The 18341-nt window shown below is 67.4% G+C and carries 15 protein-coding genes and 1 pseudogene; 10 read left to right on the top strand and 6 right to left on the bottom strand.

The annotated features are described in order from the left end of the window. The first annotated feature begins 154 nt into the window (after positions 1–154). The 3 genes from ACWETB_RS07565 (at position 155) to ACWETB_RS07555 (ending at position 3302) form a co-directional block, all read left to right on the top strand. Positions 155–634 (top strand): SRPBCC family protein, encoded by a 480-nt coding sequence (locus tag ACWETB_RS07565; protein ID WP_452210312.1) that lies wholly within the window; start codon positions 155–157, stop codon positions 632–634. 80 nt (positions 635–714) lie between these two features. Next, complete coding sequence (locus ACWETB_RS07560; protein WP_452210310.1) at positions 715–1770, top strand: zinc-dependent alcohol dehydrogenase family protein; 1056 nt, start codon at positions 715–717, stop codon at positions 1768–1770. 524 nt (positions 1771–2294) lie between these two features. Beyond that, positions 2295–3302: an alpha/beta hydrolase gene (locus ACWETB_RS07555; protein ID WP_449742722.1), complete on the top strand. Its 1008-nt coding sequence runs from the start codon at positions 2295–2297 to the stop codon at positions 3300–3302. 77 nt (positions 3303–3379) lie between these two features. Here ACWETB_RS07555 and ACWETB_RS07550 read toward each other — a convergent pair whose 3' ends face one another. From ACWETB_RS07550 to ACWETB_RS07535, 4 genes are all read right to left on the bottom strand, one after another. Continuing rightward, positions 3380–4156: an SDR family NAD(P)-dependent oxidoreductase gene (locus ACWETB_RS07550; RefSeq protein ID WP_449742721.1), complete on the bottom strand. Its 777-nt coding sequence runs from the start codon at positions 4154–4156 to the stop codon at positions 3380–3382. Positions 4157–4216: 60 nt separating this feature from the next. Further along, on the bottom strand, positions 4217–4858 hold the full coding sequence (locus ACWETB_RS07545; RefSeq protein WP_452210308.1) for a hypothetical protein: 642 nt from the start codon (positions 4856–4858) through the stop codon (positions 4217–4219). Positions 4859–5094: 236 nt separating this feature from the next. Next, complete coding sequence (locus ACWETB_RS07540) at positions 5095–6780, bottom strand: VanW family protein (protein WP_452210306.1); 1686 nt, start codon at positions 6778–6780, stop codon at positions 5095–5097. A gap of 307 nt (positions 6781–7087) precedes the next feature. Further along, entirely contained in the window at positions 7088–8383 is a 1296-nt protein-coding gene (locus ACWETB_RS07535; protein WP_452210304.1) for an acetyl-CoA C-acetyltransferase, read from the bottom strand. 133 nt (positions 8384–8516) lie between these two features. Between ACWETB_RS07535 and ACWETB_RS07530 the strand changes: the two genes are divergently transcribed. The 3 genes from ACWETB_RS07530 (at position 8517) to ACWETB_RS07520 (ending at position 11321) form a co-directional block, all read left to right on the top strand. Continuing rightward, positions 8517–9872, top strand: coding sequence for a 3-oxoacyl-ACP reductase (locus tag ACWETB_RS07530; protein WP_452210302.1), 1356 nt, complete (start codon positions 8517–8519; stop codon positions 9870–9872). Next, positions 9872–10786: a MaoC family dehydratase gene (locus ACWETB_RS07525; protein WP_452210300.1), complete on the top strand. Its 915-nt coding sequence runs from the start codon at positions 9872–9874 to the stop codon at positions 10784–10786. Before ACWETB_RS07530 ends, ACWETB_RS07525 begins: the two co-directional genes overlap by 1 nt. Before the next feature lie 82 nt (positions 10787–10868). Then, positions 10869–11321, top strand: coding sequence for a nitroreductase/quinone reductase family protein (locus ACWETB_RS07520; RefSeq protein WP_449742715.1), 453 nt, complete (start codon positions 10869–10871; stop codon positions 11319–11321). A gap of 6 nt (positions 11322–11327) precedes the next feature. Here the strand turns inward: ACWETB_RS07520 and ACWETB_RS07515 are convergent, their stop codons facing one another. Together ACWETB_RS07515 and ACWETB_RS07510 are read right to left on the bottom strand one after the other, a co-directional pair. Next, entirely contained in the window at positions 11328–11939 is a 612-nt protein-coding gene (locus ACWETB_RS07515; protein ID WP_348806206.1) for a TetR/AcrR family transcriptional regulator, read from the bottom strand. A gap of 194 nt (positions 11940–12133) precedes the next feature. Then, the gene (locus ACWETB_RS07510) at positions 12134–13123 is read right to left on the bottom strand and encodes a glycoside hydrolase family 3 N-terminal domain-containing protein (protein WP_449742713.1); all 990 of its coding nucleotides are present in this window, start codon (positions 13121–13123) and stop codon (positions 12134–12136) included. Between the two features lie 10 nt (positions 13124–13133). Here ACWETB_RS07510 and ACWETB_RS07505 point away from each other — a divergent pair, with 10 nt between their 5' ends. The 4 genes and pseudogenes from ACWETB_RS07505 to ACWETB_RS07490 form a co-directional block, all read left to right on the top strand. Then, positions 13134–13349 carry a hypothetical protein gene (locus ACWETB_RS07505; protein ID WP_449742712.1) on the top strand — a complete coding sequence of 72 codons (216 nt, stop codon included), beginning with the start codon at positions 13134–13136 and terminating at the stop codon, positions 13347–13349. A gap of 49 nt (positions 13350–13398) precedes the next feature. Further along, positions 13399–13992: a universal stress protein gene (locus tag ACWETB_RS07500; RefSeq protein ID WP_452210296.1), complete on the top strand. Its 594-nt coding sequence runs from the start codon at positions 13399–13401 to the stop codon at positions 13990–13992. Between the two features lie 229 nt (positions 13993–14221). Then, the gene (locus tag ACWETB_RS07495) at positions 14222–14431 is read left to right on the top strand and encodes a DUF2613 domain-containing protein (protein ID WP_348806209.1); all 210 of its coding nucleotides are present in this window, start codon (positions 14222–14224) and stop codon (positions 14429–14431) included. Positions 14432–14447: 16 nt separating this feature from the next. Continuing rightward, positions 14448–17696: pseudogene (locus ACWETB_RS07490) on the top strand (alpha-(1->3)-arabinofuranosyltransferase); the annotation flags it as partial. Positions 17697–18341: the final 645 nt, after the last annotated feature.

The raw sequence follows: 18341 nt of genomic DNA, 5'->3' as shown, positions 1-18341 counted from the left end.
TGTGAGCCACTGTAAGCGGTATGGGGTGGGACCTACGGGTCCCAGCCCTTCGCGCTGCAAACGTCGCACAACGTCACGCCATAGAGTGACGTTCCACGATGTCCTCGCCGATCGGCCGTCCACCGACGGCAAGCGAGAGCGCATACTGGCTCCCATGGGCGCACGGACCTTCCGGATGCACAGCCGATGGCGGATTCCGTTCCGGCACGACGCCGTGTTCGCCGCCCTTGCCGATGCCGACGGCTACCAGAACTGGTGGCCTCAGATCCATGACGCGGTGCGGATCGACGACGTCAGCGGACGTGCACGCTTCCGCTCACTGCTGCCGGTGTCGCTGCACGTCCGCCTGACCCAGGAACGCATCGACGCCGGCTCCGGCGTCCTGCGTGCACGCCTGGCCGGCGACCTCGTCGGCTGGAGTCAATGGAACGTCAGCGTCGACGATCCACTGACGTACAGCGTCGTCGACTTCCACCAGCAGGTCGACTTCACCAAACATGTTGCCGTGGTGCCACTCTGGACGATCCGGCCCATCCTGCACGCCAACCACCGATTCATGATGTGGTCCGGCCGTCGTGGCCTCATCCGGCACCTCGCCGCCCACGCGGCACCCCGAGACACAATCTCAGATTGAGACGCGACGCGTCTTCCGCACCCCACGGAAGCACCCGTAGCGTGATCGACAGGGGGAACCCGATCACAATGAGGTGAACGATGAAGGCACTGGTATTCCACGGTCCCGGCCAGAAGGCATGGGAGGACGTTCCCGAACCCAAGCTCAGCGAACCCACCGACATCATCGTCAAGATGAACACCACGACGATCTGTGGAACCGATCTGCACATCCTCAAGGGCGACGTCCCCGCCGTCACCCCGGGCCGCATCCTCGGCCACGAGGGCGTCGGCACCATCACCGAGATCGGCGAGGCCGTCACGACACTGGCCGTCGGGGATCAGGTGATCCTGTCGTGCATCTCGGCCTGCGGGAAGTGCGCCTACTGCAAACAGGGAGTGTTCTCGCACTGCCTCGGCGGGGAGGGCAGTTCCGGAATCGGCTGGATCTTCGGCCATCTCATCGACGGCACCCAGGCCGAATTCGTGCGCGTCCCCTACGCCGAGACCTCGGTGTACAAATTGCCGTCGACGGTGAGCCCCGAACAGGGCACGCTGCTGTCGGACATCCTGCCGACCGGTCACGAGATCGGCGTCCGGCACGGCGCGGTGAAACCCGGCGACGTGGTGGCCGTGATCGGTACCGGCCCGGTCGGATTGGCGGCGATCGCCACCGCCGGCCTGTACGGCCCGAGCCGCATCATCGCGATCGACCTCGACGCCAACCGCGTCGAGCAGGCCCGGAAGTTCGGAGCCACCGACGGGGTCGTCTCGTCGGCGTCGGACTGGCGCGATCAGGTGATCGCCATGACCGACGGACTCGGCGTCGACGTCGCGATCGAGGCGGTCGGCATTCCCGCCACGTTCCAGATGTGCCTGGACATCGTCCGCCCCGCCGGCCATGTCGCCAACGTCGGCGTACACGGCACACCCGTCGAACTGGCTCTGCAGGATCTGTGGATCTCCAACATCGTCATGACGATGGGGCTGGTCAACACCAATACCCTGGACACACTTCTGAAACTGGTGGCGCAACGCCGCATCGATCCCGACCCGTTCATCAGTCATCGTTTCGCACTCGACGAGATCATCGATGCCTACGACGTGTTCGGCCGCGCGGCAGAAACCAAGGCGCTCAAGGTGATCCTGAACGCCTGACCCGAACGCGGTCCGGCCCACCGACCACCGACTCCGATGGTCTCGTCCGGGACCGGGCCGCTGCTTCGGCCGCGTCGGCACCAGACTTCTTGCCGTGCCACTGATCTCGCCTCATGACGACGCGTACGGCCCAGCCCGCCACGATCACCACCAGGACAATTGCCGCAAAGACGACAACAACTCCCATCGCAAGAGCGAACAACTCACCCTCCCCCAACCTGCGCTTGTCCCCAGAAATAGTGACAGCCCGCTCGATCGTTGTCCACCGACGATGAGGCGCTGCCCTTCACGTTCTTTCGCAAAGATTCAGTTTCCCGAAGCGAATCCGGCGGTCTGCAGTCCGGCGGCGTAACCTCTTGCACCACTGGATCTTCAACGGATCGCGACCGAAGCCGGTCACGCTGCCGTAGCGTCTGCGACGCCACATACGAAAGGACGACGTGAAGACACTCGGGGGACTCTTTCTCTGCCATCGGACTGCCGTCACCGGACTTCGGCCCGGCGCTCGCATCGCCCGGAGAAGCGTGCGTGCGCACATCCTGTGGCTTCTGGGAGTGGCGTGCATCGTGGGATTGACGTGCACCGTGGCTGCCGGATCGGCAACGGCCGCACCGAGTGACGGCGCCTCGCCCACGCTGATGTCGATCACACGGATCTCGACCACCATCGACACCACCTGTGCGGGTGCACCCAGACAGGTTCCCGTCAATTGGTATCTGCCGGCCGGTCGGCCCACCGGGCTGGTCTGGCTGCAACACGGATTCTCGCGCACCGCAGTCAATCTCGACGTCGAGGCCCGCAACTACGCGGCGTACGGGCTCCTGGTGGCCGCGCCCACCCTGGACTCGGTCAGTGTCAACGGCTGCGCAATCGCCTTCAACGCCGGTGACAACACGGCCTTCATCCGGCAGATGGCGTTGGAGTTCGGGCACGCAGTCGAACCCGACAGCGCCGTCGGGCGGAGTTTCACCCGCGCCTCCGCACAGGCCCACCGCCCCGATCTGACGATGCCGTCGACGCTCGTCTTCTCCGGTCACTCCGCCGGCGGCGAGTTCGTGCTGACCGCGGCCAACCAACTGCGCACCGCCGATCCGGCGGCCTATCGGAGACTGGCCGGGCTGGTGCTGTTCGATCCGGTGAATTCGTTCCTGGGCAACAACTTCTACACCTCCGCCAAGGAACTGGGCGCAGCAGAACTACCCATTCGCGTGATCGCATCCCAGCCGTCGGTGTCGAATACCGGCGGGCTGGGCGTCACCTGGCTGTCGCAGACCACCCGGCAGGACTTTCTCGGCGTCCGACTCGTCACCGGTGTGCACATCGACGTCGAGTCCGACTCGACCGACCTGATCGGTGAGCTCTCCGAGCTCGCGGTTCCGCGTCCGCGCAACGGGCGGGTCATCCGCAGGTTGTCCGCGCAGTGGGCCGATGACCTGATCACCGGCACCCGGACACCCGCCTACTACCCCGGCGGGAGTTACTACCAGAGCCTCGTCGCCTCGCACACCATCACGACGCTGCCCGTCGGGTAGCCCGGACGCGCACGGCGGCCCTCCCGACAGATGATCGCCGAGGGCCGCCGTGGCGTATGAGAGGTGTTGCGGCCGAACTACTTCGGTGGCATCCGGATGCCGCCGTCGACGCGGACGACCTCGGCGTTCATGTAGGAGTTGGTGACCAGTTCGACGACCATCGACGCGAGTTCGTCGGGCACGCCGAGACGCTTGGGGAACAGCACCGACTCACCGAGCTTGGCCTTGAATGCCTCGGAGGCCTCGCCCTCGCCGTAGATCGGGGTGTCGATCAGTCCGGGTGCGACGGTGTTGACGCGGATGCCCGACGCCGACAGGTCACGGGCCACCGGCAGGGTCATGCCGACGACGCCGCCCTTGGACGAGGAGTACGACGCCTGACCGATCTGACCGTCGAATGCGGCGACGCTGGCCATGTTGACGATGGCACCACGCTCGCCGCTGTCCAGCGGCTCGTTGCGGCTCATCGCGGTGGCAGCCAGGCGGATGCAGTCGAAGGTGCCGATCAGATTGATCGCGATGACCTTCTTGTAGGCGTCGAGGTTGTGCGCCGAACCGAATTCGCCGTCCTTGCCGATGGTGCGCTGGGCCCAGCCGATACCGGCCGAGTTCACCAGGACGCGCAGCGGACCGAGTTCGGTGGCCTTGTTGACCGCGGCCTCGATCTGCTCGGTGTTGGTGACGTCGACGTTGACGAACGCGCCGCCGACTTCCTTGGCGAGAGCCTCACCCTTCTCCGCATTGAGGTCGGCAACGACCACCTTTGCGCCCTTGGCCGCCAGCTGGCGCACCGATGCGGCGCCGATGCCCGACGCCCCGCCCGTCACGATTGCACTTGCTCCGTTGATATCCACGACGACAGCCTACGACGCGGTGTGGTACGGGTAACACACCGGGCCCGAGCGAGCGGTCGGTCAGCCACCGTGTTGCGCGGTCAGTGGGCTCGGTGGCATCGACACCGTGGTGCCGGTCGCCCCGATGTCCACCCAGCCGCCGGGATTCTGGCACCGCAGCCGCGGACCGGCACTGGCCGTGCAAGTGGCCACGCCCACGGTCACCGACTGCCCCGGCAGGAGTTCGGCGATCGCACCGGACCACATCGGCCATGCCGCGGCGTGTACGCCGGTGTCATCGATGTCGACCGTGGACGGGTTGACCCCGGGAATTGCGCCGGGCGGCATGTGGCAGGTGAGATTCCCCAGCTGCGCGGTGGCGACGTTGAGTCCGATTCCGCACGTCGCCACCCCGCCGGCGCGAAGCAGAAAGAGATTGCCGGTGCGGCCGAACTGCCCGGGATCGACGGGCGTCCCCTGCGCTCCCGGCGTCTGGGCGGCGGCACTGACCGGTGCGAACGCCGTCGACACCGGCCCCTGATCGCGAATCGCCTCGCCGACGACGGAGCAGCCGGAGAGAATCACCGTCGCCGGTGCGACGAGGGCGATCGCAAGGCGCGGAACCGAGACGCGCGGGGCCAGGACACGTGCGGCCAAGACACGTTCGGCCAACACACGTGCGGCCGGGACACGTGCGGCCGGGACTTGTCTGGGGCGTTTCATCGAAGACGATCGTACGGTCGGGTCTCGCGCTGCGGCGCGTCGACGACCACACGTTCATCCGACCGGACGTCGTTGGCGCTCGCCTCGTCACTGACAGCGCTCACCACGACGTTGACAGCGCCCGCCACCTCGTTGACAGCGCCCCCCGCGCATGTAGGAAAGCGCCGTCAGTGACGGGTTGAGCGCTGTCAACGTTCAACCGAGCGCTGTCAGTGGTGCAGGGCGTGCCAGGCCACTCAGCTGACGCACCGCACGATCGGCTCCGGGTCGTAACGCACGGTCCTGGTGTGCCGGCGGATCTCGGTGCCGGTCGCGGCGTCGGTGATGATGCGGGTGTTCGACGCGGTGAAACCGCGGCTCCCTCTACTGGCGATACAGTTGTCGTCGCCGGCGATCGTGCGGATCTCGGGCGAGGTGTAGTTGACGCGACTCCCCGTGATCGATTGCACGTCAACAGTTTTCGTTCCCCACATACGAACGGTCACCGACGACGGGCTCCAGCTGGTCTCGATGAGGACTCCGTGGCGCGAGCGGTTGCCGATCACCAGGTCGATGGCGCCTTCGAAGACCGTCGCCTCGCGGGCCTCGGGATAGCGGGAGATGTAGTAGGCGTGTTCGGTGTGGTCGACGTCGTCGAGGCCGGCGAAGTACGCCGCGTTGTAGAGGGTCGTCGCGAATTGGGAGATGCCTCCGCCTACGGCCCGGGACGCGCGGCCGTGATCGATGATCGTCGACGTGACGTAGCCCTGGGCGGTTCCGCGGGGTCCGGTGTATCCGTTGAGCGAGAAGCTGCGGCCCGGGAGGATGAGCGCGCCGTCGACCTCCTGGGCAACGAGCCGGATGTTCTCCCCTGATGCCGACGAGAATCCTCCGGTGGTGAACTCGCTGATCACCTCGGTGACACCGAGATCGCGCGCCGCGCGTGTGGTGAGGGCGGGCGGAAGCACCCGGTACGTCGCCTCGACGGTGCGCGGACCATCGCCGGTGATCATCTTCTCGATGGCGATGAACGTGGCCTCCCAGTCCAGGGCGTGACCGTCGCGCGCGGCGATAACCACCGGCGAACCGGTCGACAGCGAGAATCTCGCGTTCACCGGTCGGCTCTCGGAACGCGACAGGCCGGCCAGGATCGTGCGACCTCGGTCGCGGTCGACGTGCGGGACGAGGCCACCACGGCCATCGGGCCGGAACGTGAGCGCACTTGCGATCTGTGCGGGCGTGAGTCGCACGTTGATTCCGTCGCGACCTTCGACGGCGAGGTCGTCGGCGACGGCGGTGCGCGCCGGGCCCGCGACGGTCGCGGTGACGACGTCTGCGGCGACGGTCGGGGCGAAGGGTTCCATCGGCAGCTCGACGATCCCGCCGTCGAGCCATTCCCGGGTGAGCACCGGACGCGCGGCGTCACGGTCGACGCGTAGCCCGGCGGCGGGCATGTCTGCGACGGGTTGGGTTCCGTCGTAGTGCACGCCGCCGTCGACGGCGGCCCGTTCGAGGCTGCCCTTCTGATCGTCGAGGGCCGCGTCGAACCGCGTGGGATCGAGGCCGACCACCGGTTCGACGTCGCGGGAGAGTCCGAACAGCGCGGCGAGGCGGGCGAAGGGGTTGCGGGGTTGAACCGACAGCGCTGCGGCCGTGGCGTCTGCGTCGAAGGTCAGCCCGAGCGAGTCCGGCGCCACTGCCACCTCGCCGGAGGACGTGCGGAGGGTGACCGGCTGCCGTGACAGTTCCGACAGTTCCGCGAGTTCGCTCGTCACCTGCGGCTGGGACAGGTTCCCGACGTCCCGTCCGGCTACCGTGGCGCCGCGCGCCGTGTGGCCGGAGGTGACGACGAGGTCGAGGGCGAGAACCAGCGATATGACTGCGGTCACACCGATCGCCACACGGATCCCGGTCCGGCGGTGGCGGCTCGACAACGGTCCCATCGCATCCACAGATACCGGACAACTCGGGCGACTGCGAATCTGAGGCGGGCAAACCCAGCAACCGGGGTGGTGCGCCGCGTCGGCGTGTCGCGCTGGTTGGCGGGGTTCACGCGAGTCGTCGACGAACGCGATTCGCGGAGCGATCGCAAAAAAACAGAAAGTTCCGGTTGAGCTGACGGGTCGGGGGTCTGACAGCTCAACCGGAACAACAGTTATATCTACGGCACTTCCGCCGGCGTTACAACATCAACCGCCGTTTTCCCCCGGGTTCATTTCGTCAGTTTTTTGTTGATAGTCGGGTTGAAGGTCAGCCCTCGACGATCGCGGTGACACCCTGACCGCCGGCGGCGCAGATGGAGATGAGCGCACGGCCCCCGCCGTTCTCCTTGATCAGCTTCGCGGCCTGCGCAACGATCCGGCCACCGGTCGCAGCGAACGGATGCCCGGCGGCGAGCGACGAACCGTTGACGTTGAGCTTGCTGCGGTCGATCGGACCCAGGGCCGAATCCAGGCCGAGGCGCTCCTTGCAGTACTCCTCGGACTCCCACGCCTGCAGCGTCGCGAGCACCACGGAGGCGAAGGCCTCGTGGATCTCGTAGAAGTCGAAGTCCTGCAGGGTCAGTCCGTTGCGTTCGAGCAGTCGCGGTACCGCGTAGGTCGGCGCCATCAGCAGGCCGTCGGGCCCGTTGACGTAGTCGACGGCGGCGGTCTCGGAGTCGACGAAGTAGGCGAGGACGCCGATGCCCTTCTCCTGCGCCCACTCGTCGCTGGACAGCAGCACCGTCGACGCGCCGTCGGTGAGCGGGGTGGAGTTGCCCGCGGTCATCGTCGCGTCGCCGAGGGAGACGCCGAAGACCGGCTTGAGCTTGGCGAGCTTCTCGACCGTCGAGTCGCCGCGCAGGTTGGCGTCGCGCGTGAGGCCGAGGAAGGGAGTGATCAGGTCGTCGAAGAACCCCGAGTCGTAGGCGGCGGCCATCTTCTGGTGGCTGGCCGCGGCCAGGGCGTCCTGGTCGGCGCGCTTGATGCCGAATTCCTTGGCGGAGATCGCCGCGTGCTCACCCATCGACATGCCGGTGCGGGGTTCGCCGTTGCGCGGGATCTCGATGCCGAGCTTCGGCAGCACCTTGAGCACGCCGAGGATCTGTTCCTGCGTCGAGCGGGCGCGGTTCACCTCGAGCAGCTGGCGGCGCATGCCCTCGGAGATTCCGATGGGGGCGTCGGAGGTGGTGTCGACGCCCCCGCCGACGGCGACGTCGTAGCGGCCGCGGGCGATGCCGTCGGCGACGGCGGTGATGGCCTGCAGTCCGGTGCCGCAGGCCTGCTGGATGTCGAAGGCCGGGGTGTACGGCGACAGCGCCGATCCGAGGACGCATTCACGGATGAGATTGAAATCACGCGAGTGTTTGAGCACCGCTCCGCCGGCCACCATGCCTAGCCGTTCACCCTGCAGGCCGAATCGGCTGACCAGGCCGTCGAGGGCCGTGGTGAACATATCTTGGTTGCTGACCTTGGCGTACGTCTTGTCCTGGCGTGCGAACGGAATGCGGTTGCCGCCGAGGATCGCCACCGGACGCTCGGCGCGGGTCTTGGGTGTGTAGGCCACGAGAGATCTCCCAGGTGTTGGTTGGTACCTATAGCGTATTCTTACTCCAGAGTAAGTTAGATGTCGAACGGCGCTCCACTCCGAGCGTCCCCGATCACATCGAGCCATGCACACAGATCTGAAGGAGATTCACGTGGCGAACACCGGCCTGTACTCGAGCTTCGTTCACTCCGGACCCGGCGCGTTCATCGCAAAACAGGCGGGATTGCCTGTTCCGCCGGCACTTCGTCGGTACAAGGCCTCCGAGCCGCCGCTGCCCGGCCCCGTGCTGCTCGGCGGGCAGGGACGCCTGATCGAACCGCTCCGCGAATTGCTCTCGGACCCCGATTACACCCTGATCGAGAACGCCACCACCGGCCGTAGCGCCGACAAGTACGGCGCCCTGGTGTTCGACGCCACCGGCATCACCTCCCCCGCCGAACTCGAGCAGCTCTTCGAGTTCTTCCAGCCGGCGATGCGCTCGACCGCCGCGTGCGCCCGGTTCCTGGTCATCGGCACCACCCCGGAACTGATCACCGATCCCGACGAGCACGTCGCCCAGCGCGCCCTCGAGGGATTCACCCGCTCGCTCGGCAAGGAACTGCTCAAGGGCTCCACCGTGCAGCTGGTCTACGTCTCCCCCGACGCCAAGACCGGCCTCACCGGACTCGAGTCGACGCTGCGTTTCGTGCTGTCGGCGAAGTCGGCGTTCGTCGACGCCCAGGTGATCCGCGTCGGCGCGGCCGACTCCACCGCCCCGGCGAACTGGGACAAGCCCCTCGACGGCAAGGTGGCCGTGGTCACCGGTGCCGCCCGCGGTATCGGTGCGACGATCGCCGAGGTCCTTTCCCGCGACGGCGCCCACGTCATCTGCGCCGACATCCCGGCGGCCGGTGAGGCCCTCGCCCAGACCGCCAACAAGGTCGGCGGCACCTCGTTCCCGCTCGACGTCAGCGCCCCCGACGCCGGCGAGAAGCTCGCCGAGCACGCCCTGGAACGCCACGGCGGCATCGACATCATCGTCAACAACGCCGGCATCACCCGGGACAAGCTGCTCGCCAACATGGACGATGCCCGCTGGAATTCGGTGATCTCGGTCAATCTCATTGCGCCGCAACAGCTCGTCAATGCGCTGGTCGCCAAGAATGCGATCCGCGAGGGCGGTGCCGTCGTCGACGTCTCCTCGATCGCCGGCATCGCGGGCAACCGTGGGCAGACCAACTACGGCGCCTCCAAGGCCGGCGTCATCGGCCTGGTCGATGCCTACAAGTCGATCCTCGGCGAGAAGGGCATCACCATCAACGCCGTCGCCCCGGGCTTCATCGAGACCAAGATGACCGCGGCGATCCCTCTCGCCACCCGCGAGGCGGGCCGTCTGATGAGCTCGCTTCAGCAGGGTGGACAGACCGTCGACGTCGCCGAAACCGTTGCCTACTTTGCCAATCCGGCCAGCAACGCCATCACCGGCAACGTGGTGCGGGTGTGCGGCCAGGGCTTCCTGGGGGCGTGATGACCAAGACCATCACGCTGCCTGCGGCGCCGTCGACCGCCGACATCTACTCCAAGGCCGTGACCGCGATGCTCCCGGTGATCGGGAAGTCCGGGTCGGTACGACCCGACGCACCACTGCCCGATCGCCGCTACCGGCTGGAGAACGTCCGCGTCGACGCCGAGCGCCTGCTCGCCTACACGCGGGCCACCGGCCAGCAGTTCGGGCCGACCCTGCCGATCACCTACCCGTTCGTGCTGCAGTTCCCGCTCGCCATGAAGATCATGACCGACGGTGACTTCCCGTTCGGCGCAGTCGGTTCGGTACATCTGGAGAACAGCATCCACCGGCTGCGCCCGATCGGCATCGACGAGCCGCTCACCATCGAGAACCACGCCGAGAACCTGCGCGAGCATCGCAAAGGCCTTCTCGTCGACATGATCTCGGAGATCAGCGTCGGCTCCGAACTGGTGACCCGGCAGGTCGCGACCTTCCTCAAGCAGCAGCGCACCAGCCTGTCCGACGATCCACGTGGACCGGCACCTCGGGAGCAGGCGCCACCCCCGCCGGATGCGGTGCTGTCGGTGGATCTCGGTAAGATCCGCGAGTACGCGGCCGCCTCGGGGGATCGCAACCCGATCCATATGGGCGATCTCACGGCCAAGGCGTTCGGGTTCCCGAAGGCGATCGCACACGGAATGTGGAGTGCCGCAGCCGCAGTCGCCAACGTGGAGGCACAGCTTCCCGACGACGTCGCCTATGCGGTGCGGTGGGGCAAGCCGATTCTGTTGCCCGCCAAGGTGAATCTTTATGTTCACCGCCTCGACGGCGCCGGCGCGGGCAGCGGGCAGAGCCTGCCGGGCAACTTCGATCTGTCGATCCTCAACCGGCGCAAGGGATATCCACATCTGACCGCGACGACGCGACACGAGTGAGGGGTTCCCGCGTGCCGACATGCGGGGGATGTCGGCACGCGGTGTTCGCCCCCGCAGAAGCACTCGAGAGACATGGGACACAATGAATTTTGACACCACACGCGGAACCCGAGGCCGTCGCCAACCGACCGGCCCGCTGTTCCGGCTGATGAATTTCGTGGTGGGCAAACGAATCCGTAAGACGGGCGAACTCGGCGGCAGCAAGGCACTGATCCTGTCCACCGTCGGCGCCAAGACCGGCAAGGAACGCACCAACCCGTTGAGCTGGTTCGACGACGGCAGTGGCGGGTGGCTGATCATCGCATCGGCCGCAGGCGCCACCGGAAACCCCGGCTGGTATCACAACATTCGGCAGAATCCGGACCGGATCCGCATCGAGGTCGACGGCCGCACCGTTGCGGTGGATGCCGAGCAACTCACCGGCGAGGAACGCGCACTCGCCTGGAAGGTCATCGGCGCCAGTCCGCGGTTCGCGGGCTATCAGGCCAAGACCGACCGCGTGATGCCGATCATCCGCCTTACCGAGAAGAACTGATCGGACTCACTGCAGCGGCGTGTGCACGCCGACGCCCTTGAGGCCGCGCCAGGTGATGCCGACCAGCAGGTCGGTGGCGGTCTCGAGGTCGACGTCACCCTCGCTCATCCGGTCGGCGACGGCCTCGCCGGCGCCGACCAGTGCGACGGCGGTGAGTTCGAAATCGATGTCCTTGGCGCCCTCGACGGTGGTACCGCGACGGATCAGTTCGGCGACCATCTCGACGACCTGACGGCGGCTGGTGCTGACCGTGTCGGCGAAGGTCGCACTGCCGACGGCCACGCGGTAGAGGACGCGCCAGGATTCGCGGTGCTGGTCAACAAACCGGAGGAATTCGCGGACCACTGTGCGGGCCTGTTCGCTTTGCCTCAGCTTGGGGTCGAAGCCCGCCGACATCGCGTCGATGAAGCGTCCGGATTCGCGGGCGATACATGCACTGAACAGCTCTTCCTTCGAGCCGTAGTAGAGGTACAGCATGGGTTTGCTGATCTGCGCGTGCGCCGCGATGGAATCCATCGACGTGTCGCGATAGCCGTTCTCCGCGAATACCGTCACCGCGGCGTCGAGCATCTGCTGCTCCCGCACCGCACGTGGCAGCCGCTTTGTACCGCCGGCCATGCTGGTCACTCCTCTACTTCGATCACACCACCCGGATGGCGGATCGAACCATCTTACCGCTCGGTAAGATCACGTGTGACCGGCATCCCGCTTTCGGGGCCCAATTCCACAACCCGTACCAGGTTAAGGCACGCGGGATGGGCCCTGGGGGCGCCCCACCGATGGCATCCGATCTACGTCGGCCCGACGGCTACTCAGCAAGACAATTGGCCCTTGGCCCGCAGGATCCGCACGACCGATGCGTTGACCTTCTGCTCGGAAAGACGTCCGGATTTCACCGCGGCCTCGAGGTGATCGAGCACGCTCGGAACCGCGTCGGTGGTGATCCAGAGCGCGATGTCGCCACCGGCCGCGAGGAAACGTTGCACTGCGACATTGATCGGGAATTGCTGGTTGATGGCGCCCATGCCGGACAGGTCGTCGGAGAACACGACGCCGTTGAACGGCGGACCGCCATAGGGCTGTCCGGTCCGCAGCATGCCGATCGCCTTGGCGCTCAGGCTGGCGGGGGTGTCACCGACAGTCAGTCCGGACACGATGAGATGCCCCACCATCACTCCGGCATTGCCGGGATTGCGCAGCAGCGTCTTGTACGGGACGAGGTCGCTGGTCTCGAGTTGCGACAGCGGCGGGGTGCGTACCACACCCAGGTGGGAGTCACCGGAGCCGTGGCCGTGGCCGGGAAAGTGCTTGTACACCGGCATGATTCCGACGGATTCGAGTCCTTCGGCGAAGGCCTGACCGTAGGTCGTCACCGTCTCCGGATCATTGGAGAACGAACGATCGCCGATCACCTCGTCGTCGCTCTCGTCGCTGACGTCGACGTCGGGGGCGAAGTCGACGGTGATGCCCTTGGCCTTGAGCTGGCGGCCGATCCGGGCGGCGAGCTCACGAACCTGCTCGGGGGTCTGCGACGCGGCGAGCTCACGTGCCGACGGTGAGTCGATGCCCAGCGACGACAGCCGCGACACCCGGCCGCCTTCCTGGTCGACGGTGACCATCAGCGGAATCCGCGACGCGTCGTTGACCCGTTTCAGGTTGGCCGGATCGGTGAGGATCGACTTGTCGGTCCAGCTGCCGATGAAGATGCCGCCGACGGGCTCATTGGACACCAGTGAGTAGGCGTCCTCGGTGCCGGTGACGCCGACGACGATCGACTGGCCGAGTTTCTGACGCAGCGTCATCCCGGCGACGATGTCGGACCCGCACCCGACTGGGACGATCGAGGTGGGCGCCGCCGACGCCGAACTCGACGAATACGCCGATGAGGACGTGGCCGAGGTCGCCGCGGCCGAGCCGGCGGCGGTCGAATCGGAGTCGGTGTCACATGCGGTGATCGTCATCCCGGCGGTCGCGGCGACCGCGAGCAGGCACATCAACTCGCGAAAACGGCGAACACGACGTCGGTGAGGTCGTTGACCAGAGCCCATGGCACGAGTCTGGCATGTACGCTTGGCCAATGGACGCGCGGTCCATTTCCGACAGCCACGGCCCCGTCGATTCCGACACGGGCCGGCCCGACGAGAGCGCGGGGGCCGCCAGATCCCAACCCGCCACACCCCAATCGGTGATGATCGCCTTCGACGGCGGCGCCAATTCCGAGCGGGCGATCTCCTATGCGGGACATTTCCTCAAGGCCTCGGTGGCTCACGTCGTCACCGCGTGGCAGCCGGGAACCCTCAATCCGGCACGTTTGTCGAGCCTGTCGGCCGGTATTCAGCCGTTCGTCGACACCACGCCGTTGGAGATGGATGTCGACGACGCGGTGCGGGACGAGGCCGTGCGGGTCAACGCCCTCGGAGTGGAGATGGCCCGGCGGGCGGGGCTCGAGGCGCACGGAACCCTCGTCGAGGTCGAGTCCACCGTGTGGGGCGCGCTCGTAGCGGCCGCCGACACCCTCGATGTCGACCTGCTGGTCACCGGGACCCGCGGCGACTCGGGACTCAAGGCCTTGCTGCGTTCAAGTGTCGCCGGGCGCGTTCTGAAGCATTGCCATCGGCCGGTGTTCGTGGTGCCCGCCACCTGCGACAAGCAACCACCGGTGATGCCCTGACACGTCGTCGCCGCCTGGTATCCGCGAAGCGAACGCCTACCAGCCCCGTGTGTGCGCCACCGCGGCGATGCAGGAGAAGAGCGAGGAACGTAGCCGCCGGGCTGAGTAGCACCTCTTGCGCGGTGCGTAGCGAAGTCGACGATGCGATCACGGCGACGAGCGGTGCAGGCGGGCGCACACACGCCGCGTCGCCGGAGGCGACGCAGACAACACTGGTACTTTCGTGATCATGCGCAATAACCGCCTGGCCGCCGGAGCGATCTCCGTGGGAGTGGCCGTCGCCGGCATTCTGGTCGGTTTGGGTGCGGTGTTCCTCGGTGGGTTGTTGGCGGCGGAGACGAGTCCGTCGACGGATCTGAACAACGTCAATCCGAATAGTGGCTTTGTGCAGGGTTCGGTGGATTACGGATCCCGGGGTGGCGCCGGCGCCAATCAGTGAGTGGTAGCCGATCGCGGTGGGTGACCGGTTGGGGCGTCGTGGGATCGGTGTGGCCGCGGTGGTGGCCCTGCTGGTCTCGTTTCTGCAGTCGCCGGGTCTGATTGCGGCCGACACCAAACTCGACCTCACTGCCGATCCGCTGGGCTTTCTGGGCCGTGCGACTCATCTGTGGACGCCGCAGGCCCCGATGGGTCAGGTGCAGAATCAGGCGTACGGCTATTTCTTCCCGCATGGCGCGTTCTTTGCTCTCGGTGATCTGGCGCATCTGCCGCCGTGGGTGACGCAGCGTCTGTGGTGGGCGTTGCTGCTGGTCGTCGGCTTTGTCGGGGTGGTTCGGCTGGCCGAAGCGGTCGGGGTGGGTTCGTCGGCGTCCCGGGTGCTGGCCGGGGTGATCTTCGTGCTGAGTCCGCGCGTGTTGACGACGTTGGGGTCGATCTCGTCGGAGACGTTGCCGATGATGCTCGCGCCGTGGGTGCTGGTCCCGGTGATCCGCGCGCTGGACCATCGGGATGGTGTGCCGGTGTGGCGGCACGCTGTGGCGTCGGCGGTGGCGGTGGCGCTGATGGGTGCTGTCAACGCGGTGGCGACGCTCGCCGCCGTGGGCGTGGCGCTGGTGTGGTTCTGTTTGTGTGCGCGCACCGATGTCCGCCGATGGGCGCGGTTCGGCACTGCGTGGGCGCTGGCGTGCGTGTGCGCCTGCGCGTGGTGGATCGTGCCGTTGCTGATCCTGTCGCGAGTGTCACCGCCGTTCCTCGACTTCATCGAGTCGTCACGGGTGACCACCGAGTGGGCCTCGCTGGCCGAGGTGTTGCGGGGGACGAGTTCGTGGACGCCGTTCGTCTCCGATGAGCGGGTTGCCGGCGCGGTGCTGGTGACGCAGCCGGCCGCAGTGCTGGCCACGGGTACGCTCGCGGCCGCCGGGCTGGCCGGATTGTGCATGCGGCACATGCCGTTTCGACGTCGCTGGGTGATCGTGCTCGGTGTCGGCCTGGTGCTGATGTGCGCAGGATACGCCGGTGGACTCGGTTCCCCGATCGCGGAGCCGGTGCGGGTCTTCCTCGACGGCCCCGGAGCGTTCCTGCGCAACATCCACAAGGTCGAGCCGTTCGTGCGTCTGCCGCTGGTGCTGGGTGTCGCGCATCTGCTGGCACGCGTTCCGTTGCCGGGAGCGGTGGGGCTGCGGGAGTCGTTGTCGGCATTCGCGAATCCGCAGCGTTCGAAGGCGGTGGCCGCGGCGGTGGCCGTCGTGGTCGCGCTGATCGGCGCCGGTTCGTTGATGTGGACCGGCAGCCTCGCACCGGAGGGGGCGTACCGGGCGATTCCGAATTATTGGCAGCAGACGGCGACCTGGCTGCAGGAGCACGGTGCGTCTGCAGACGGCACCGACCGGCGGGCGTTGGTGGTGCCGGGCGCTCCGTCAGCCGATCAGCTCTGGGGCCTGACCCGTGATGAGCCGATTCAGCCGTCGGCGCAGACGCCGTGGGCGGTGCGGGACGCGATTCCGTTGACGCCGCCGGGTGCGATCCGGGCCCTCGATTCGGTGCAGCGCGATCTCGCCGACGGGCGAGCCTCACCGGGGTTGGCGGCGACGCTGGCCGGGCAGGGCATCGCCTACGTGGTATTGCGCGCCGACCTGAATCCGGACACGTCGCGGTCGGCGCGGCCGCTGCTCGCACGCCACGCCCTCGACGGTTCGCCGGGTCTGGCGCGCGCGGCGGAGTTCGGGCCGATGGTGAGTCCGCCGACGGTCGACGGCGTGGTGCGCGACGGCGGCCTGCTGCCGCCGATGCGGGCGATCACGATCTACCAGGTCACCCCGATCACCGACACCGGCCCGACGCTGACCGCCACCGACGCGATGCCACGGATCGCCGGAGGACCGGAATCGATTGCGGTGCTGAATGATCTGCGCGCCCGTCTGGGTGAGGCACCGTTGGGTCCGGTGCTGTTGGAGGCCGATGCCGAGCGGGCCGGTGTGCCGCGTGGCCCGGTGATCATCACCGACACTCCCGCCGATCGCGAGGTCGACTTCGGCCGCGTCGACGATCACAGTTCGGCCATTCGTGCCGCGGGTGATCCGCGTCGGACCCAGAACGCCGCGCCCGACTACCCGGTGGAGGGGCAGCCGCTGACCCGCGGGCAGTGGCTTCTCGACAATCAACCGGATCAGGTGCAGGTGACGACGTCGTCGTCGGCCGCCGACGCCACTCAGCCGGGACGGACGTCACCGGCCAGTTCCGCGGCCGCCGCCTTCGACTCCGACGCCGGGACCGCCTGGGTGTCCGGTGGTTTGACGTCGGCCGTCGGCCAGTGGATGCGACTCGATTTCGCCACTCCGCGAACCGATCTCGCGCTACGTATCACCACCGCGAAGGCACTCGGCCCGGATGTGTCGTCGGTGGTGGTGACCACCGAGTCCGGCTCCACGGTTACCTCGGGGCTGGAACCGGGCAAGGAGGTGACGGTCACCGCACCGAGCGGCCCCACCCGATGGGTGCAGATCCGTGCGGCCTCGACCGATGACGGCACCGCCGGCAACCAGTTCGCGCTCGGTGAGGTCGACGTCCTCGATCTGGCCTCCGGCCTGCCGCATTCCATCCGGCACCGGGTGGTGCTGCCGGAGGTGCCGGCGGACACGGATGTCGCGGGTTGGATTCTCACACAGGAACTCCCGGGACGGTCGGCATGCGTGGGGCAAGACCGCGAGGATGCGACACCACTGGTGCGGTGCTCGGCGGACCTGGGTGTGTCCCCTGAGACGCCGACCGTGCTGACGCGGGCGTTGTCGGTGCCGAGTCCGACCGATGTGGCGCCGGTGATGGTGCTGCGTCCCCGGCCGGGTAACGCCCTGGACGCGCTGATCACTGCGGCCGGCACCATCCGAGCGTCGGGGGCCTCCGAGGTCAACGATCCGCGGGGTTCGGCGCAGGCCGCCGTCGATGGCGATCCGGGCACCGTGTGGACCGCCGCGGAACCCGAGAAGAAACGTGATCGACCCACCCTCACCCTCACCCTTCCTGCCCCGCAGGATATTTCGTCACTGCGCATCGTTCGACCCGCCGATTATCCGGCGGCGCCGACGGAGATCACGGTGGATCTGGGTACCGGCCCGCAGCGGGTCCGGGTCGGCGCCGACGGCGTGGTGCGGCTGCGCCCGGCGGTCACCGACCGCATTTCGATCCGCATCGAGAAACGCACCGACATCCTCGACGTCAACAGCCTCGGGTTCTCCAGCCCGGCACCGGTCGGCATTGCCGAGGTCGAGATCAATCCCGATGCGCCCGCCTCCAATTCGACCACCGCCAGTTCGACCGATACCGACCGGCCGATCGACATCGGCTGCGACGCCGGCGTCGGGATCACGGTGTCGGGTCAGGTGATACCGATGTCGGTGCACACCACCACCGCCGCACTGCGTGCCGGCGACCCGGTGATCGCCCGTCCGTGCGCCCAGACGCCGGTGCGCCTGGGTTCCGGTGAACAGGAGCTCTCCGCCAACCCCGGGGCGGCGTTCTCGGTGGCGACCGTGTGGCTCGGCCGCTCGGCCGCGTCCACCACGCCTGCCCCGTCGGCGCAGCAGCCCGAGATCACCGAACCCGAGGTGACCCAATGGCAGGCGACCGCACGGTCGATCGAGGTCAATTCCGCGCCCAGTCAACGTGTTCTGCGGGTTCCGGAGAGCACCAATCCCGGCTGGGTGGCTCAGCTCGACGGCCGGACACTCACACCGATCGTCGTCGACGGCTGGCAGCAGGGTTGGATCATGCCGGCCGGCGCGTCGGGTACCGTCACCCTGTCGTTCCGCTACGACAGCCTGTACCGGTGGTCTCTGGTCGTCGGATTCGCGCTGCTGGCAGCACTTCTGGTGGTCGCGATGGTGTGGCGACGGCGTGGCGATCCGTCGGCGCGC

Source organism: Gordonia sp. NPDC003950 (genome assembly GCF_053605205.1).
Note: the sequence above shows the minus strand (reverse complement) of the source record. Positions and strands in the feature narration are given on the sequence as shown.

Bases quoted from the DNA above. Each gene is read 5' to 3' on its own strand.
- ACWETB_RS07540 (WP_452210306.1), bottom strand. From the start codon at position 6,780: ATGGGACCGTTGTCGAGCCGCCACCGCCGGACCGGGATCCGTGTGGCG.
- ACWETB_RS07515 (WP_348806206.1), bottom strand. From the start codon at position 11,939: ATGGCCGGCGGTACAAAGCGGCTGCCACGTGCGGTGCGGGAGCAGCAG.
- ACWETB_RS07505 (WP_449742712.1), top strand. From the start codon at position 13,134: ATGTCGGACCCGCACCCGACTGGGACGATCGAGGTGGGCGCCGCCGAC.
- ACWETB_RS07500 (WP_452210296.1), top strand. From the start codon at position 13,399: ATGGACGCGCGGTCCATTTCCGACAGCCACGGCCCCGTCGATTCCGAC.
- ACWETB_RS07545 (WP_452210308.1), bottom strand. From the start codon at position 4,858: ATGAAACGCCCCAGACAAGTCCCGGCCGCACGTGTCCCGGCCGCACGT.
- ACWETB_RS07560 (WP_452210310.1), top strand. From the start codon at position 715: ATGAAGGCACTGGTATTCCACGGTCCCGGCCAGAAGGCATGGGAGGAC.
- ACWETB_RS07520 (WP_449742715.1), top strand. From the start codon at position 10,869: ATGAATTTTGACACCACACGCGGAACCCGAGGCCGTCGCCAACCGACC.
- ACWETB_RS07495 (WP_348806209.1), top strand. From the start codon at position 14,222: ATGCGCAATAACCGCCTGGCCGCCGGAGCGATCTCCGTGGGAGTGGCC.
- ACWETB_RS07565 (WP_452210312.1), top strand. From the start codon at position 155: ATGGGCGCACGGACCTTCCGGATGCACAGCCGATGGCGGATTCCGTTC.
- ACWETB_RS07510 (WP_449742713.1), bottom strand. From the start codon at position 13,123: ATGACGCTGCGTCAGAAACTCGGCCAGTCGATCGTCGTCGGCGTCACC.
- ACWETB_RS07525 (WP_452210300.1), top strand. From the start codon at position 9,872: ATGACCAAGACCATCACGCTGCCTGCGGCGCCGTCGACCGCCGACATC.